General features: G+C 61.4%; 12 protein-coding genes. 7 read left to right on the top strand and 5 right to left on the bottom strand.

The window, feature by feature from the left end; all coding sequences use genetic code 11:
- The first annotated feature begins 296 nt into the window (after window positions 1–296).
- The 3 genes from parC (at window position 297) to ftsP (ending at window position 5,099) form a co-directional block, all read left to right on the top strand.
- Window positions 297–2,570 (top strand): DNA topoisomerase IV subunit A, encoded by a 2,274-nt coding sequence (gene parC, locus J9788_RS20535; RefSeq protein ID WP_015379079.1) that lies wholly within the window; start codon window positions 297–299, stop codon window positions 2,568–2,570.
- A gap of 246 nt (window positions 2,571–2,816) precedes the next feature.
- The gene (locus tag J9788_RS20540; protein WP_004937266.1) at window positions 2,817–3,551 is read left to right on the top strand and encodes a 1-acylglycerol-3-phosphate O-acyltransferase; all 735 of its coding nucleotides are present in this window, start codon (window positions 2,817–2,819) and stop codon (window positions 3,549–3,551) included.
- A gap of 132 nt (window positions 3,552–3,683) precedes the next feature.
- Window positions 3,684–5,099, top strand: a complete 1,416-nt coding sequence (gene ftsP, locus J9788_RS20545; protein WP_182265440.1) for a cell division protein FtsP — start codon at window positions 3,684–3,686, stop codon at window positions 5,097–5,099.
- A gap of 17 nt (window positions 5,100–5,116) precedes the next feature.
- On the opposite strand, the gene J9788_RS20550 is transcribed toward ftsP, so the two are convergent.
- Window positions 5,117–6,028 (bottom strand): LysR family transcriptional regulator, encoded by a 912-nt coding sequence (locus tag J9788_RS20550; protein WP_182265490.1) that lies wholly within the window; start codon window positions 6,026–6,028, stop codon window positions 5,117–5,119.
- A 136-nt stretch (window positions 6,029–6,164) separates the two neighbouring features.
- Between J9788_RS20550 and xapA the strand changes: the two genes are divergently transcribed.
- On the top strand, window positions 6,165–6,986 hold the full coding sequence (xapA, locus tag J9788_RS20555; protein ID WP_046897294.1) for a xanthosine phosphorylase: 822 nt from the start codon (window positions 6,165–6,167) through the stop codon (window positions 6,984–6,986).
- An 81-nt stretch (window positions 6,987–7,067) separates the two neighbouring features.
- Window positions 7,068–8,318, top strand: a complete 1,251-nt coding sequence (locus J9788_RS20560; protein WP_182265439.1) for a nucleoside permease — start codon at window positions 7,068–7,070, stop codon at window positions 8,316–8,318.
- Window positions 8,319–8,352: 34 nt separating this feature from the next.
- Here J9788_RS20560 and J9788_RS20565 read toward each other — a convergent pair whose 3' ends face one another.
- Both J9788_RS20565 and J9788_RS20570 read right to left on the bottom strand, forming a co-directional pair.
- A complete protein-coding gene (locus J9788_RS20565; RefSeq protein ID WP_182265438.1) occupies window positions 8,353–9,285 on the bottom strand; it encodes a PfkB family carbohydrate kinase in 933 nt (310 codons plus the stop codon).
- Window positions 9,282–10,679 carry a cytosine permease gene (locus tag J9788_RS20570; protein ID WP_182265437.1) on the bottom strand — a complete coding sequence of 466 codons (1,398 nt, stop codon included), beginning with the start codon at window positions 10,677–10,679 and terminating at the stop codon, window positions 9,282–9,284. Before J9788_RS20570 ends, J9788_RS20565 begins: the two co-directional genes overlap by 4 nt.
- Window positions 10,680–11,338: 659 nt before the next feature.
- On the opposite strand from J9788_RS20570, the gene J9788_RS20575 reads away from it, so the two are divergent.
- Window positions 11,339–12,073, top strand: coding sequence for a GntR family transcriptional regulator (locus J9788_RS20575; RefSeq protein ID WP_033644622.1), 735 nt, complete (start codon window positions 11,339–11,341; stop codon window positions 12,071–12,073).
- A gap of 80 nt (window positions 12,074–12,153) precedes the next feature.
- On the top strand, window positions 12,154–14,322 hold the full coding sequence (locus J9788_RS20580) for a YgiQ family radical SAM protein (RefSeq protein WP_033651302.1): 2,169 nt from the start codon (window positions 12,154–12,156) through the stop codon (window positions 14,320–14,322).
- A 62-nt stretch (window positions 14,323–14,384) separates the two neighbouring features.
- Here the strand turns inward: J9788_RS20580 and J9788_RS20585 are convergent, their stop codons facing one another.
- Both J9788_RS20585 and dkgA read right to left on the bottom strand, forming a co-directional pair.
- Complete coding sequence (locus tag J9788_RS20585) at window positions 14,385–14,990, bottom strand: transglycosylase SLT domain-containing protein (RefSeq protein WP_033644624.1); 606 nt, start codon at window positions 14,988–14,990, stop codon at window positions 14,385–14,387.
- A 141-nt stretch (window positions 14,991–15,131) separates the two neighbouring features.
- Window positions 15,132–15,956, bottom strand: coding sequence for a 2,5-didehydrogluconate reductase DkgA (dkgA, locus tag J9788_RS20590; RefSeq protein WP_046897298.1), 825 nt, complete (start codon window positions 15,954–15,956; stop codon window positions 15,132–15,134).
- Window positions 15,957–16,010: the final 54 nt, after the last annotated feature.

Here is a 16,010-nt window from a genome sequence, read left to right on the forward strand (position 1 = left end):
TGGCATGCTTCCCGCCGAAAAGGGGGAAACTACCTAGCTGGCGATGAGTGTAATCGTTAGCCGCGCAGGTAAAAATGCGATCCAGCGCACAACAGTGTTGACTGCCAGTCAATAAACGGGCCGCCAGACAGCGAAATTTTGCATAAACCGCATCGCGCAACCGGCCGCCGCCGGCGATCCTTGCGCCAACTGTGACAGCCACCCTGCAGATGGGTTACTATCGCGGGCAGAATCGACAAGCGATGCCTTTTGTCGTCCAAGGGATTGCCAAGCCACGGTCTGAGGATAATTGAGTAATGAGTGATCTGACTCATGACGGTGTAGAGCGTTTACCGCTGCACACATTCACTGAAAACGCCTATCTGAACTATTCCATGTACGTCATCATGGATCGGGCGTTGCCGTACATTGGCGACGGTTTGAAGCCGGTACAACGCCGCATCATCTACGCCATGTCTGAACTGGGGCTGACCAACAGCGCCAAATTCAAGAAGTCCGCCCGCACCGTGGGCGACGTGCTGGGTAAATATCACCCGCACGGCGACAGCGCGTGTTATGAAGCCATGGTGCTGATGGCGCAGCCGTTCTCGTATCGCTATCCGCTGGTGGACGGCCAGGGGAACTGGGGTGCGCCGGACGATCCCAAGTCGTTCGCGGCGATGCGTTATACCGAATCGCGCCTGTCCAAATACGCCGAGGTCTTGCTGGCCGAACTGGGCCAGGGCACGGTCGACTGGATCCCGAACTTTGACGGCACGCTGCAAGAGCCGAAGATGCTGCCGGCGCGCCTGCCGAACATCCTGCTGAACGGCACCACCGGCATCGCGGTCGGCATGGCGACCGACATTCCGCCGCACAACGTGCGCGAAGTCGCCGCCGCCGCGGTGGCGCTGCTCGACAAGCCGGGCGCCTCGCTCGATGACCTGCTCGAGTTCGTGCAGGGGCCGGACTTCCCGACCGAAGCTGAGATCATCACCCCGCGCGATGAAATTCGCAAAATTTACCAGAGCGGCCGCGGCTCGGTGCGCATGCGCGCCGTGTGGAAGAAAGAGGATGGCAGCGCGGTGATCACCGCCTTACCGCATCAGGTTTCCGGCGCCAAGGTGCTGGAGCAGATAGCCAGCCAGATGCGCGCCAAGAAGCTGCCGATGGTCGAAGACCTGCGCGATGAATCCGATCACGAGAACCCGACGCGTCTGGTGATCGTGCCGCGTTCCAACCGCATCGATCTGGAGCAGGTGATGAATCACCTGTTCGCCACCACCGATCTGGAGCGCAGCTACCGCATCAACATGAACATGATCGGTCTGGACAACCGCCCGCAGGTGAAAGGGCTGGTGGAGATCCTCACCGAATGGCTGGCCTACCGTCGCGATACGGTGCGCCGCCGCCTGAACTACCGCCTCGAGAAGGTGCTCAAGCGCCTGCATATCCTCGAAGGTTTGCTGGTGGCGTTCCTCAACATCGACGAGGTGATCCACATTATCCGCAGCGAGGATGAGCCGAAGCCGGTGCTGATGCAGCGTTTCGGCATCTCCGATACCCAGGCGGAAGCGATCCTCGAGCTGAAACTGCGTCACCTGGCCAAGCTGGAAGAGGTCAAGATCCGCGGCGAGCAGGACGAACTGGCGAAAGAGCGCGATCAGCTGCAGGCGCTGCTGGCGTCCGAACGCAAGCTGAATACGCTGATTAAGAAAGAGATCCAGGCCGATGCGCAGACCTACGGCGACGATCGCCGTTCGCCGCTGACCGAGCGCGCGGAAGCCAAGGCGATGAGCGAGCACGACTTCGTGCCGTCCGAGCCGGTGACCATCGTGCTGTCGGAAATGGGCTGGGTGCGCAGCGCCAAGGGCCACGACATCGATCCGGCCGGCCTGAGCTACAAGGCTGGCGACAGCTTCCGCGGCGCGGCGCGCGGCAAGAGCAATCAGCCGGTGGTGTTTATCGACTCTACCGGGCGCAGCTATGCGCTCGATCCGATGACGCTGCCTTCGGCGCGCGGGCAGGGCGAGCCGCTGACCGGCAAGCTGACGCCGCCGCCGGGCGCCACCATCGAGCAGGTGCTGATGGCGGCCGACGATCAGAAGCTGCTGATGGCGTCCGACGCCGGTTACGGTTTCGTCTGCACCTTTAACGATCTGGTGGCGCGCAACCGCGCCGGCAAGGTGATGATCACGCTGCCGGACAACGCCAGAGCGCTGCCGCCGATGGAGATCCACGGCGCAGATGATATGCTGCTGTCGATCACCGCCGCCGGGCGCATGCTGATGTTCCCGGTCGCCGATCTGCCGCAGCTGTCGAAGGGCAAGGGCAACAAGATCGTCTCCATTCCGGCGGCGCAGGCCGCCGCCGGTGAAGACAAGCTGGCCTGGCTGTTCGTGCTGCCGCCGCAGGCGTCCGTCACGCTGCACGTCGGCAAACGCAAGCTGACGCTGCGTCCGGAAGATCTGCAGAAGTTCCGTGCGGAACGCGGCCGCAAGGGCACCCAACTGCCGCGCGGCCTGCAGCGCATCGATCGCGTCGAAGTGGATGCGCCGGTGCGGGCGTCGGGTGGCGACAGCGAAGAGTAAGCGTTGGCACCAGCGTTAACGGGCGGTCGCAGCATGCTGTGGCCGCCTTATTTATTTTTGCTGGCGTTTATTTTCCAAATAGTTAACATTTCTGCGCATAAAATTATTGTGCGTACTGCCGCCTGGCGGGAAAATAGCGAGAAATGCAGGCGACATAGGCGTGCTTTCCGCCTGGTCGGCAAATAATGAGTAAAGGAATCTGCGCAGCGAAGTAAACTGCGTTGGCAGTGTGCTAATGAGGTTGTTATGTTATTGATTTTGCGTGCCGTTCTCGCCACTCTTTTCTGTATTCTGGTGTGTATTTTCGGTTCGGTTTACTGCTTGTTCAGTCCGCGTAATCCTCGCCATGTGGCGACCTTCGGCCATCTTTTCGGCCGTCTATCGACGCTGTTCGGCATCAAGGTTGAAACCCGCGTGCCGGCCGATGCGGCCAACAACGGCAACTGCATCTATATCGCCAACCACCAAAATAACTACGACATGGTGACGGCCTCTAATATCGTGCAGCCGCGCACCGTGACCGTCGGTAAAAAAAGTCTGGTGTGGATCCCGTTTTTCGGCCCGCTGTATTGGCTGACCGGTAATCTGCTGATAGATCGTGATAATCGCGCCAAGGCGCACGGCACCATCGCCCAGGTGGCGGAGCAGTTCAAGAAGAAAGACATTTCGATCTGGATGTTCCCGGAAGGGACCCGCAGCCGCGGCCGTGGGCTGATGCCGTTTAAAACCGGCGCGTTCCACGCGGCCATTGCCGCCGGCGTGCCGATTGTGCCGATCTGTGTATCGACCACCAGCGGTAATATAAATCTTAATCGCTGGAATAACGGTCATGTGATCGTCGAGATGTTGGCGCCGGTGGATACCAGCAAATACGGCAAAGAAAACGTGCGCGAGCTGGCGGCCCATTGCCGCGAGCTGATGGAGGCGAAAATCGCCGAATTGGACGCCGAAGTCGCCCAGCGCAACGCCGCCAAAAAATAAGAGTCTACCGGCTTCAAAGAAGAGTTTTTTAATTGGCGTTCAGCGCCGTTAACGCCTGAGCGCCTGCTAATCTTGATTGGCGGGCGTTTGGGTTTTGCACACGGTTTAGTTATTGCTTTTCATGGAGAAAATATGTCACTCAGTCGACGTCAGTTTTTACAGGCATCGGGCCTGGCGCTGTGCGCGGGCGCCGTGCCGCTGAGGGCTGAGGCGAGCGGAACGCAGACCCCATTACCCATTCCCCCGTTGCTGGAGTCTCGCCGCGGTCAGCCGCTGTTCCTGACCTTGCAGCGTGCCCACTGGGCGTTTATGGATAACCGCAAAGCGGCGGTGTGGGGCATCAACGGCATGTACCTGGGGCCGACGGTGCGGGTTTACAGCGGCGACGACGTCAAACTGATCTACAGCAACCGCCTGCAGGAGCCGGTGGCGATGACCATCAGCGGTCTGCAGGTGCCGGGCACGCTGATGGGCGGCGCGCCGCGCATGATGTCGCCCAACGTCGACTGGTCGCCGGTGCTGCCTATTCGCCAGGCGGCGGCCACCTGCTGGTACCACGCCAACACGCCGAACCGCATGGCGCCGCACGTGTACAACGGGCTGGCCGGGCTGTGGCTGGTGGAGGATGCCGTCAGCAAAGCGCTGCCGCTGCCCAACCACTACGGCGTCGACGATTTCCCGCTGATCATTCAGGACAAACGCTTCGATAACTTCGGCACGCCGCAATACGATGCGCCGTCGCAGGGCGGCTTCGTCGGCGATACGCTGTTGGTCAACGGCGTGCAAAACCCGTATGTCGACGTGTCGCGCGGCTGGGTGCGTTTGCGTTTGCTCAACGCCTCCAACGCGCGGCGTTATACCCTGCAGCTCAGCGACGGGCGGCCGTTCAACGTGATCGCCAGCGATCAGGGCTTCCTGCCTGCGCCGGTTGCGGTGCAGCAGCTGTCGCTGGCGCCGGGCGAACGCCGGGAAGTGCTGATCGACATGTCGAAGGGCGACGAGGTGACCATCACCGCCGGTGAAGCGGCGGGCATCATGGATCGCCTGCGCGGCCTGTTCGAGCCGTCGAGCATTCTGGTGTCCACCCAGGTGCTGACGCTACGCCCGACCGGCCTGCTGCCGCTGGTGACCGACAACCTGCCGATGCGCCTGCTGGCGGATCAGCTGTTGGACGGCAGCGCCAGCCGCACCCGCGATTTCCGCCTGGGCGACGGCGGCGTCGGCATCAACGGCGCAATTTGGGACATGAACCGCATCGACGTACAGGCGCAGCAAGGCACCTGGGAACGCTGGAACATTCATGCGGATACGCCGCAGGCGTTCCATATTCAGGGCGTGCAGTTCCTGATCAAACGCGTCAACGGCGCGCAGCCGATGGCGGAAGATCGCGGCTGGAAGGATACCGTCTGGGTCGATGGCGACGTCGAGCTGCTGGTGTATTTCAACCAATCCACTTCCGAACACTTCCCGTTCCTGTATTACAGCCAGACGCTGGAAATGGCCGATCGCGGCACCGCCGGCCAGCTGATGGTGCAGCCGACGATGTAACCCGCTCTGCGGGCCGCTTAGGGCGCCCGCAGCATCGCCAAAAAAGCCTGCACCACCGGCGTGACGCTGTCGGTACGGTATACCGCATACAGATCCGCCGGGGGCGCCTGCTGCAGCGAGCAAAACCGCACGCCGGGCCACGGGATGCGGCCGTAGCTGTCCGGCAGCAGCGTAATGCCGCAGCCTTCCGCTACCAGCGCCAGCAGGGTTTGCGGTTCATTGACCTGATAAGCGACGTCCGGCAAAAATCCCTGCTGCAGACACAGATTGTGCAGATACAGCCCCAGGCTGGCCTCATGCGGCGGCAGCACGATGAAGCTGTCGTTTTGCAGCGCCGCCAGCGGGATATTCTCCTGCTGCGCCAGCGGATGATCGAGTGGCAGCACCACGGCGATGCTTTCGCGCGCCAGCCGTTGGCAGCTCAATCCCGGCAGCGTCTGCTGCTGCGCCTCTCGCCAGACCCCGATATCGATATGCCGCTTTTGCAGCGCGGCGATTTGCTGGCTGGGCGTCAGCTCATTCAACGACCAGGTAGCGCCGACGCTCTGCTCGCTGAACCGCCGCAGCGCCGCAATCAAGCCGCCCCAGGCCGAGGTGCCGACCATGCCGACCACCATATGGCCGCCTTCGCCGCGCCCCATTTGTTGCACCTGATGCAGCGCGCTGTCGGCCTGATCCAGCAGCCGCTCGACGTTGCGCAGCAGCGTGCGGCCGGCCGGCGTCAGCGTCATGGAGCGGGTGGTGCGTTTGAACAGCACTACGCCGAGTTGGCTCTCCAGCTCTTTGATGTGCTTGCTGAGCGGCGGCTGTGACATATTCAACCGCCGCGCCGCCTGAGTGAAATTCATCTCTTCCGCCACCACGCGGAAATAGTGCAGCAGGCGGAAGTTAATCCGACCGGGATCGGGCAGGGCATGGTGCGGGTTCATTCGGGACATCGACTCCTGTGACGCAGCTCAACTTATAGGTAAATGGAATAAATCGGCCGTCAAGAATGTATTGGTCTCGGCCGCGCCTCGCTCTCTACTATGGGGCTTATTGTCCCCCGCTTAAAGAGAGAATACGATGTTTAATCAAGAAGATGCTTTTATCTGCGCCGATGTTGTCCGCGCACGTCTGCCCGGTTTTCAGCCGAAAGCGGCCTTGATTCTCGGCTCCGGACTCGGCGCTCTGGCGGAGGTGATGACCGAAACCGTCACCCTCGATTACGCGGAGCTGCCGGGCTTCCCGGTGAGCGGCGTTGCCGGCCACGCCGGGCAACTGGTCGCCGGCAAGCTGGAGGGCGTGCCGGTCGTGTGCATGAAAGGGCGCGGTCACTTCTATGAAGGGCGCGGCATGCAGGTGATGACCACCGCAGTGCGCACTTTCAAACTGCTGGGCTGCGAATTCCTGCTGGCGACCAACGCCGCCGGTTCGCTGCGCCGCTCGGTGGCGCCGGGCAGCCTGGTGGCCATTACCGATCATATCAATTTCATGCCGGAATCGCCGCTGGTCGGCGCCAACGACGAGCGCTTCGGGCCGCGCTTCTTCAGCCTGGCGAACGCCTACGATCGCGATCTGCGCGCCCAACTGGCGGCGGTGGCCGAAAGCGCGGGCATCCCGCTGGCGGAAGGGGTGTTCGCCGCTTACACCGGGCCGAACTTCGAAACGCCAGCGGAGATCCGCATGATGCAGACCCTCGGCTGCGACGTGGTGGGCATGTCGATCGTGCCGGAAGTTCTGACGGCGCGCCACTGTGGCCTCAAGGTGCTGGTGGTGTCCGCGATGACCAACTACGCCGAAGGGCTGTCGGATACGCCTCTTTCTCACGAACAAACGCTCAGCTGCGCGGCGCTGGCGGCGGACGATTTCATGCGCCTGATCCGCGAGCTGTTCAAAACGCTGTGACACCGTAAGCAAACCGGCGGCGGGCTGCAGGGGGCCCGCCGCACCAATCATCGTTGAAAGCATAATAACAAGGTGATGGCGATGGCGATAAAAACACGATTGAAGGTGATGATTTTCCTGCAGTTCTTTATCTGGGGCGCCTGGCTGGTGACGCTGGGATCCTATATGATCAACACGCTGCATTTCAGCGGCATGCAGGTGGGAATGGTTTACAGCGCCAAGGGGATCGCGGCGCTGATCATGCCGGGCCTGGCGGGCATCATCGCCGACCGTTGGATGAGGGCCAACTACCTGTATGCGCTTTTCCACCTGCTCGGGGCGCTGGCGCTGTACTGTGCGGCGCAGGTTGAGCAACCGATGCTGATGTTCTGGGTGATGTTGTTCAACGCGATGGTCTATATGCCGACCATTGCGCTCTCCAACGCCATTTCCTATTTTTGCCTGGAGAAGCACGGCTTTGACACGGTAAAGGACTTTCCACCGGTGCGGGTGTACGGCACCGTGGGATTCATTCTGGCGATGTGGCTGGTCGGTTTCAGCCAAATCGAGCTCAGCAACCTGCAGCTGTATCTGGCATCTGCGGCCTCGCTGCTGCTGTCCGCCTACTCGCTGACGTTGCCGCGCTGCCCGACCAACCGCGCGGCCGAGTCGAAGCGCTGGGTCAGCGTGCTGGGGCTGGATGCGCTGGTGCTGTTTCGCCAGCGGCGCATGGCGTTGTTTTTCCTGTTCGCCATGTTGCTCGGCGCGGCGCTGCAGATAACCAACACCTTCGGCAACCCGTTCCTGCACGATCTGTCGCTCAATCCGCTGTATCAGGACAGCCTCAGCGTCCGGTATCCGGCGGTGCTGCTGTCGCTGTCGCAGATCTCTGAAGTGTTCTTTATCCTCACCATTCCCTTTTTCCTGCGCCGTTACGGCATCAAGCAGGTGATGCTGATCAGCATGGCGGCCTGGACGCTGCGTTTTCTGTTCCTGGCCTACGGCACGCCGGTCGGTTTTGGTTTCGTGCTGCTGCTGTTGTCGATGATCGTTTACGGTTGCGCGTTCGACTTCTTTAATATTTCCGGCGCCATTTTCGTCGAGAAGGAGGCCGATCACCGCATCCGCGCCAGCGCGCAGGGGCTGTTCATGACCATGGTCAACGGTTTGGGCGCCTATCTGGGGGCGCTCGCCAGCGGCGAAGTGGTGGATTTCTTCAGCCATGACGGCGTGAAAGACTGGCAGAGCATCTGGCTGGTGTTTGCGCTGTATACGCTGGTGCTGGGGATTGTGTTCGCGTTGAGCTTCAACTATCGCCACTCGCCGCAGGAGAGTGCGGCGGCGGCGCAGTAAGGCTGAGGGCGCTGGATGGCGGCGCCCTGAAACGTCAGGCCTGCGGGAAGCGTTGTTGCAGTTGAAGCCAGTCCGGCGGATTGGCGGCGCCGAGGCTGGCCACCACGCAGGCGGCGACCCGGTTGGCCAGATCGACCGCCCGCGGCAGCGGCCAGCCGGCGGACAGCCCCGCCAGCAAACCGGCGCAGTGGGCATCGCCCGCGCCGATGGTATCGATGACGTCCACCGGATAGGCGGGAACGTGCAGCGGCGGCGTGCGGCCGTCACAGATCCAGGCGCCGTCGCGATCCAGGCGGCAGATCAGCGTCAGGTTACGGGCGGCGGCATAGCGCTGCGCGGCATCCACGGCGTCGCCGGCGCCGCACAGCGCGGCCACTTCGTCGCGGTTGAGTGTCAGTAGGGTGTGGCTGTCGCTGAGCATGGCGAAGAAATCTTCGCTGAGCTGGGCGATGCGCGGGCCGGGATCGATCAGACGCGGTTGGTCGAACGGCATGCGCGTCAGCCACTCGCGCAGCGCTTCGCCGTTTTCGCCCGCCAGCTCGTAGCCGCTGGCGTAGATCAGGGTGTGTTCCGTCAGCGGCAGGGTCGCCAGCTGCGCTTTATTCCATTGGCTTTCGCAACCGGAAACCGTGATGAAGGTGCGTTCGCCGTTCGGCTCCACCAGCGCCAGGCACCAGCCATTGTCCATCTGGCCGTGGCGCAACAGCACCTCCAGCCCCAGTTCGCCCATGGCGGCTTCGATCGCCGCGCCCCATTCGCCGTTGCCGACCGGCATACCGTTGATCACCGGCACTTCAAGGCGCGTCAGCGCGCGCGCTACGTTGAACGCGCAGCCGCCGATTTGCCGCGCCTGCGGCTGGGCTTCGATATCTTCGCCGCTGGTCGGCAGGCGGGGCAGCGTCATCACCAGATCGCCGACCGCGCCCCCCATCACCAGGACAGGTGTTACAGCTTCCCACTCATTCATTGATGTTCTCTGCGTTGGGTCAGGTACAGACCGTAAGCGATCAGACTAACCGCAAACGACACAAACAGCCCCAGGCTGGAGTCGGCAAACAAGCCTTTGGCCAGCGGGCCGTCGATAAAACCGGTTTTGGTGACCAGCAGGCCGCACAGGGCGCCGAGGAACCAACAGAACAGCGGGGCTTTGCGCACGCCGCGGTTCTGGCCATGCAGGCCGTACAAAGCGTTGCCATCATACCCGTAGCGGCGGCGCAGGCACAGGTAATCGAGCAGGAAAATCGCCTCCCAGGCCGCCAGGAACACCCCGCAGAACACCAGGAAGGAGATGAACGGCCCCATAAAGTCGCCGGAGATGAACAGCACATACAGGGCGATACCCAGCACCACCACGGCGTCGATCGATACCGCCAACCACTGTTTGACCTGCACGCCGATGGTCAGCAGGTTAAGGCTGGCGGAATACAGGCTGAGCACCGCGATGGTGACGATGCCGGCGGTGGCGGCCAGCAGATAAGGGATCGCCATCCAGGCGGGCAGCACCGAGCCTATCAGCGCGATGGGATTGGCGGCGTTGGCCAGATCGGGCAGCTGCACGGAAAGCAGAATACCGGCCAGCATCAGCAGCATTAGCGGCAAACAGGCACCGCCCATCACCGCGGCGAAAATGCCTTTGTTCGACGAGCTCGGGCTTTGATAGCGGCTGTAATCGGCGCCGGCGATTGCCCAGCTGATGCCGGTACCGGCGGCGATCACCGAGACCGCCGGCAAGAAGCCGGTCAGCCAGCTGCCGGAAGGCAGCGCCAGCACCTGGCTCCACTCGGTGTTGAACAGGATATAGAGCACCACGATCAGCGTCATGGTGCCGAAGATGCGGCTGAACCAGCTTTGCATCCAGACTACGGTATTCTGCCCCAGCAGGCTGACGACGATAGTGAGTCCGGCGAACAGCAACAGGCTGAGCGCGGTCAGCAAATGGCTGGCCCCCAGCCCGAAGGCCTCGAACAGCGCCGCCAGCGTCAGGGTGCCGGTGATCACGTTGACCGCTTCCCAGCCCATCAGATTAATCCAACTGAACAGGGTGGGCGCCACGTTGCCCTTCAGCCCGAAAATCACTCGCGACAGCGTCAGCGTAGAGGTGCGCCCGCGCTTGCCGGCGAAGCTGGTGAGGCCAACCAGCACGAAGCTGGCGACGCCGAACAAAGCGGCGAGCACCGATTGCAGGAAGGATAAGCCGAAGCCGACGATGATGGCGCCATACACCACGCCGAGAATGCCGATATTGGCTGCCGACCAGATCCAAAACAGCTCGATGGGCCGCCCGGTCTGTTCCGCATCCGGCACCCGGTCGATACCGGTGCTCTCTACCTTCCATGCTTCATTGCGATTGATATCGGTCATAGCAATTGATCCCTGTTGCGCAGGGCCTTGAGGGCCGCCGCAGTTAGCTGAAAATCGATTTTGTTGGCGCTGTGGCCGCCTCCTCGGATGAGGTTTATCGGCCGCACGGCGCCAATGAGTGTAGACAAAGAGTGGGTCTGCAGCGGAGTTTGGAAGAGAGAGAACGTTTTTATTTGCAGGCATCAGTCCGTTTCACCCGGCGCAAGGGGGATCGCGCGAGGGGATGATGAGCCGTGAGCAAGCTATCCATTAGCACCGTTGCTTATTATTTGTCATTTGTCGTGGCGTCTTGGGCAACGTGACCCATCGGGTACGGCGAGAAGCGGGCAATTCATCCCAAAGGGTCGCCCATCCGCTTCAGCGAACGGGATGTGGACAGCGTATGCCCGCTGCCTGACCATCAGGTGCGTCCTGTCTGGTCGGCAGCGGATTTTTAGTTGTTTTAAAGGTGGATCCCTGGTGTTGGTGCCATTGATGTTTCAACATCAATAAGCACAGATTACGCGCGATCTAGATCCAATGAAAGTCCATTGAATAAAAATTGTGATGTCCCTCTGAAAACATTAGCAATATTTTAGTTATGGTGAGAGGCTTTATCGCCGGATCGGCGATAGGAGAAAGCGAAGTTTGGGCATAGGGCGGAACAAGAGGGCGGGCGAATGACGGATTTTATGGCCTGGCTGCGTGAACATCTGGCGCAGGGGGCGGCGGCGCCGCGCTATATTCAGCTGGCGACGGCGATAGAAACCGCGATCAGGCAGCAGGTGCTGGCGGCGGAGGCATTTCTGCCGCCGGAGCGGCACATGGCGGAAGGTTTGGCGCTGTCGCGCGTCACCGTCAGCAAGGCGATGAAACTGCTGGAGGAGAAGGGGCTGATTTCGCGGCAGCAGGGCGTTGGCACCCGCGTGGCGATGCGTATCGGCTATTCCCTCGATAAGGACAGCGGTTTTACCGCTCAGGCGCTGCGTCACGGCAGCAGCGTCAGCAACCGATGGCTGCTGCGCGCGCGGGTCGGCGCGCCGGCCAAGGCCGCGGCGGCGCTGGGGATCGCGGAAGGGGATGAGGTGGTCAAACTGCGGCGTTTACGCTTGTTGAACGGTAGCCCGGTCTCGCTGGAAACCACCTATATTCCGCTGCGCTTCCTGCCTGAACCGGCGCAGCTGGAGCACTCGCTGTATGCGTTATGGCAATCGCGCGGCATCGTGCCTGAAGATAAACACTTTTTGTTGAAGGCGGTGTCCTGCAGCGGCGAGGTCGCCGAGTTGCTCAACGTACCGTGCGGCGCGCCGTTATTGCACATCATCCAAACCAGCCGCAACGCCCGGGGTGAGGCGCTGGAGTTCAGCGATATCTTGTGCCGCAGCGACGTTTATGAATTCGAGGTGAATGGTTAGCGAAATAACCATGCTCTTTTTGCCACTAGTGCGTATAATCGCCGCCCGGCGATTAATTAACCTGTAAAAAGAGCAGCAGAATGAGCACCACCAGCCTGATCCAACCCGATCGTGAACTGTTTTCTTATAAGCCTTATTGGGCGGAATGTTATGGCACCGCGCCGTTTTTACCGATGTCGCGAGCAGAGATGGATCAACTGGGCTGGGACAGCTGCGACGTGATCATCATCAGCGGCGACGCCTATGTCGATCACCCGAGCTTCGGCATGGCGATCATCGGCCGCATGCTGGAAGCGCAGGGCTTCCGCGTCGGCATCATCGCGCAGCCGGACTGGAGCAACAAAGAAGACTTCATGCGGTTGGGGAAACCGAACCTGTTCTTCGGCATCACCGCCGGCAACATGGATTCGATGATCAACCGCTATACCGCCGATCGCAAACTGCGCCACGATGACGCCTACACCGCCGGTAACGTCGGTGGCAAGCGCCCGGATCGCGCCACCCTGGTCTACAGCCAGCGCTGCAAAGAAGCCTATAAAGACGTGCCGATCGTGCTGGGCGGCATCGAAGCCAGCCTGCGTCGCATCGCTCACTACGACTATTGGTCGGATACCGTGCGCCGCTCGGTGCTGGTGGACTCCAAGGCCGACATGCTGATCTACGGCAACGGCGAACGCCCGTTGGTGGAAGTGGCGCACCGTCTGGCCGCCGGCGAGAAGATCGGCGATATCCACGATATTCGCAATACCGCGGTGATGCGTAAAGAAGCGCTGCCGGGCTGGAGCGGCGTGGATTCCACCCGCCTCGACAAGCCGGGCCGCATCGAACCTATCCCGAACCCGTACGGCGAGGATCTGCCGTGCGCCGACGGCGCCAAGCCGAAGGAGCCGGAAGCCAAGCCTGTCACGGTGCGCGCCGCCAAGCCGAAGCCGTGGGAGAAGACCTACGTGTTGCTGCCGTCTTTCGAGAAAGTGAAGGGCGACAAGGTGCTGTATGCGCACACCTCGCGCATTTTGCACCATGAAACCAACCCCGGCTGCGCCCGCGCGCTGATGCAAAAACACGGCGATCGCTACGTGTGGATCAACCCGCCGGCGATCCCGCTGACCACGCCGGAGATGGACAGCGTCTTCGCCCTGCCTTATCAGCGCGTGCCGCACCCGTCCTACGGCCAGGAGCGCATTCCTGCCTACGACATGATCCGCTTCTCGGTGAACATCATGCGCGGTTGCTACGGTGGCTGTTCGTTCTGTTCGATCACCGAGCACGAAGGGCGCATCATCCAGAGCCGTTCGGAAGATTCGATCGTTCGTGAAATCGAAGAGATCCGCGACAAAGTGCCGGGCTTTACCGGCGTGATCTCCGATCTGGGCGGCCCGACCGCCAACATGTACATGCTGCGCTGCACCAACCCGCGCGCCGAGCAGACCTGCCGCCGCGCCTCGTGCGTGTATCCGGAGATCTGCACTTATATGGATACCAACCACGAGCCGACCATCAAGCTTTACCGCCGCGCGCGTTCGCTGGAGGGCATCAAGAAGATCCTGATCGCCTCCGGGGTTCGTTACGATCTGGCGGTGGAAGATCCGCGCTATATCAAGGAACTGGCGACCCACCACGTCGGCGGCTACCTGAAGATCGCGCCGGAGCACACCGAAGAAGGCCCGCTGTCGAAAATGATGAAACCGGGCATGGGCAGCTACGATCGCTTCAAACAGCTGTTTGATCACTATTCGAAGCAGGCGGGCAAAGAGCAGTACCTGATCCCGTACTTCATCTCTTCGCACCCGGGCACCCGCGATGAAGACATGGTGAACCTGGCGCTGTGGCTGAAGAAGAACCGTTTCCGCCTCGATCAGGTGCAGAACTTCTATCCTTCGCCGATGGCCAACTCCACCACCATGTATTACAGCGGCAAAAACCCGCTGAGCAAGGTGGGGTACAAGAGTGAAGACGTGGTGGTGCCGCGCGGCGAGCGCCAGCGTCGCCTGCATAAGGCGCTGCTGCGTTACCACGATCCGGCCAACTGGGCGCTGATCCGCACCGCGCTGGAAGAGATGGGGCTGAAGCACCTGATCGGAAGCCGCCGCGAGTGTCTGGTGCCGGCGCCGAGCATCGACGAGCAGCGCGAAGCGAAACGGCTGCAGCGCCACACCCGACCGGCGTTGACCAAGCATACCGACATCAATCGGCAGCGCACGCCGTCCAACCGGCCGCCGCGCAAACCGATTCGCAAAGCCAAGCCGTAACGACGAGGCCCGCGCGCAAACAAAAAGGAGAACCCTCGGGTTCTCCTTTTTACTTTAGCTAATTACAACCGTTCGTAAGCGGCTTCCACTTTCATCAAATGGCGCGGCGCCTGCGGGGCGGGATGGTATTTGCGCACGTGCCAATTAAAGGCTTCCGGCGACAGGTTGTTAATCATTGCGATCGCCTGCTGGCGGTTGCTGGAGAAGGTGCGCAGCAGCGCGCCGGTGCCGTTGACGTAGGCGATGATGGTGGCGTAGCGCAGCGTGACGGGATTGGCGATCCCTTTAAGCTGTTGTTTTTGCAAGGTGGCCAGATAGGCGGCGCCGAGATCGATATTGGTGTCGGGATCCCGCAGGTCATCATCGTCCGGGCAGCCGCGTTTGCCTTTGTAGCGGTAGGCGTCGCAGCCGGCGGTATCGGCTTTCAGCTGCATCAGACCGATCGCATTGGATCTGCTCACTGCGGAAGGGTTGAAGCCGGACTCCACCTGGATCATGGCGGTGATCAGCTTGGCGTCCACGCCGTATTCGCTGGCGGCGTCTTGAATGGCGCTATCGAAGGCGTGGCGATCGTAGCTGACGCGCTGTTTCTTGCCGGCGCAACCCGCCAGCACCAGCATGATGCAAAGCATGCCCAGCCGTGACCCGTGTGAGAAAGAGAATTTCATGGTGCTCCGTGCTTGTCTGTTTTTTAACGGCGTTAACCGGTGGCCGGAGCCTCCGGCGTCGTCATCATAACGTCAGGCGGCGCAAAGGAGCAATGTGCGGGAAGGAAAAGCCCCCTCCGGCGGGAGAGGGCTTGAGAGGGGTTACAGGGTATCCGGATCCGGCCCCAGGCGGTTGCCGACGTCCAGCTTGGCGATCTCGCCCAGTTCGTCCTTATCGAGTTTGAAATCAAACACCTCGAAGTTTTCGCGGATGCGCGACGGCGTGACCGATTTCGGGATCACGATAAGACCGCTGTCCAGGTGCCAGCGCACCACGATCTGCGCCGGAGTCTTCTCGTATTTCTCGGCCAGCGCCTTGATCAGCGGCTGGTCGAATACCCCTTCACCGCCCTGCGCCAGCGGGCTCCAGGATTCGGTGGCGATATGGTGCGTGGCGTTCCAGGCGCGCAGCTGGCGCTGTTGCAGCAACGGGTGCAGCTCGATCTGGTTGACGACCGGCGCCACGTTGGTTTCATCCAACAGACGCTGCAGGTGCGGCGTATGGAAGTTGCACACGCCGATGCTTTTCACCAGGCCTTGTTCGCGCAGTTTGATCAGCTCGCGCCAGGCGGAGACGTATTGATCCTGCTGCGGGCGCGGCCAGTGGATCAGATACAGATCCACGTAGTCCAGCTTGAGCTTTTCCAGACTGGTTTCCAGCGCCGCCAGCGGATCGCTCTGATCGTCGTTCCACAGCTTGGTGGTGATGAACAGGTCGCTGCGCGGCAGCGCGCTGGCCTGCAGCGCGGCGCCGACGCCTTCCTCGTTCTTGTAGATCGCGGCGGTGTCGATGGAGCGGTAACCGATCTCCAGCGCTTTGCTGACCGCGCGGGTGGTCTCTTCAATACTCGCCTGCCAAACGCCGAGACCCAACTGCGGCATCAGATTACCATCGTGGAGTTTGATGATGGGTTGTTGCGTTGTCATGCGCATCTCCTTGTGTACGGATTGCGGCGCCTGCGGCACCGAAACGGCTATAGA

This window comes from Serratia sp. X10 (assembly GCF_017811775.1).
Lineage (GTDB): Bacteria > Pseudomonadota > Gammaproteobacteria > Enterobacterales > Enterobacteriaceae > Serratia > Serratia ureilytica.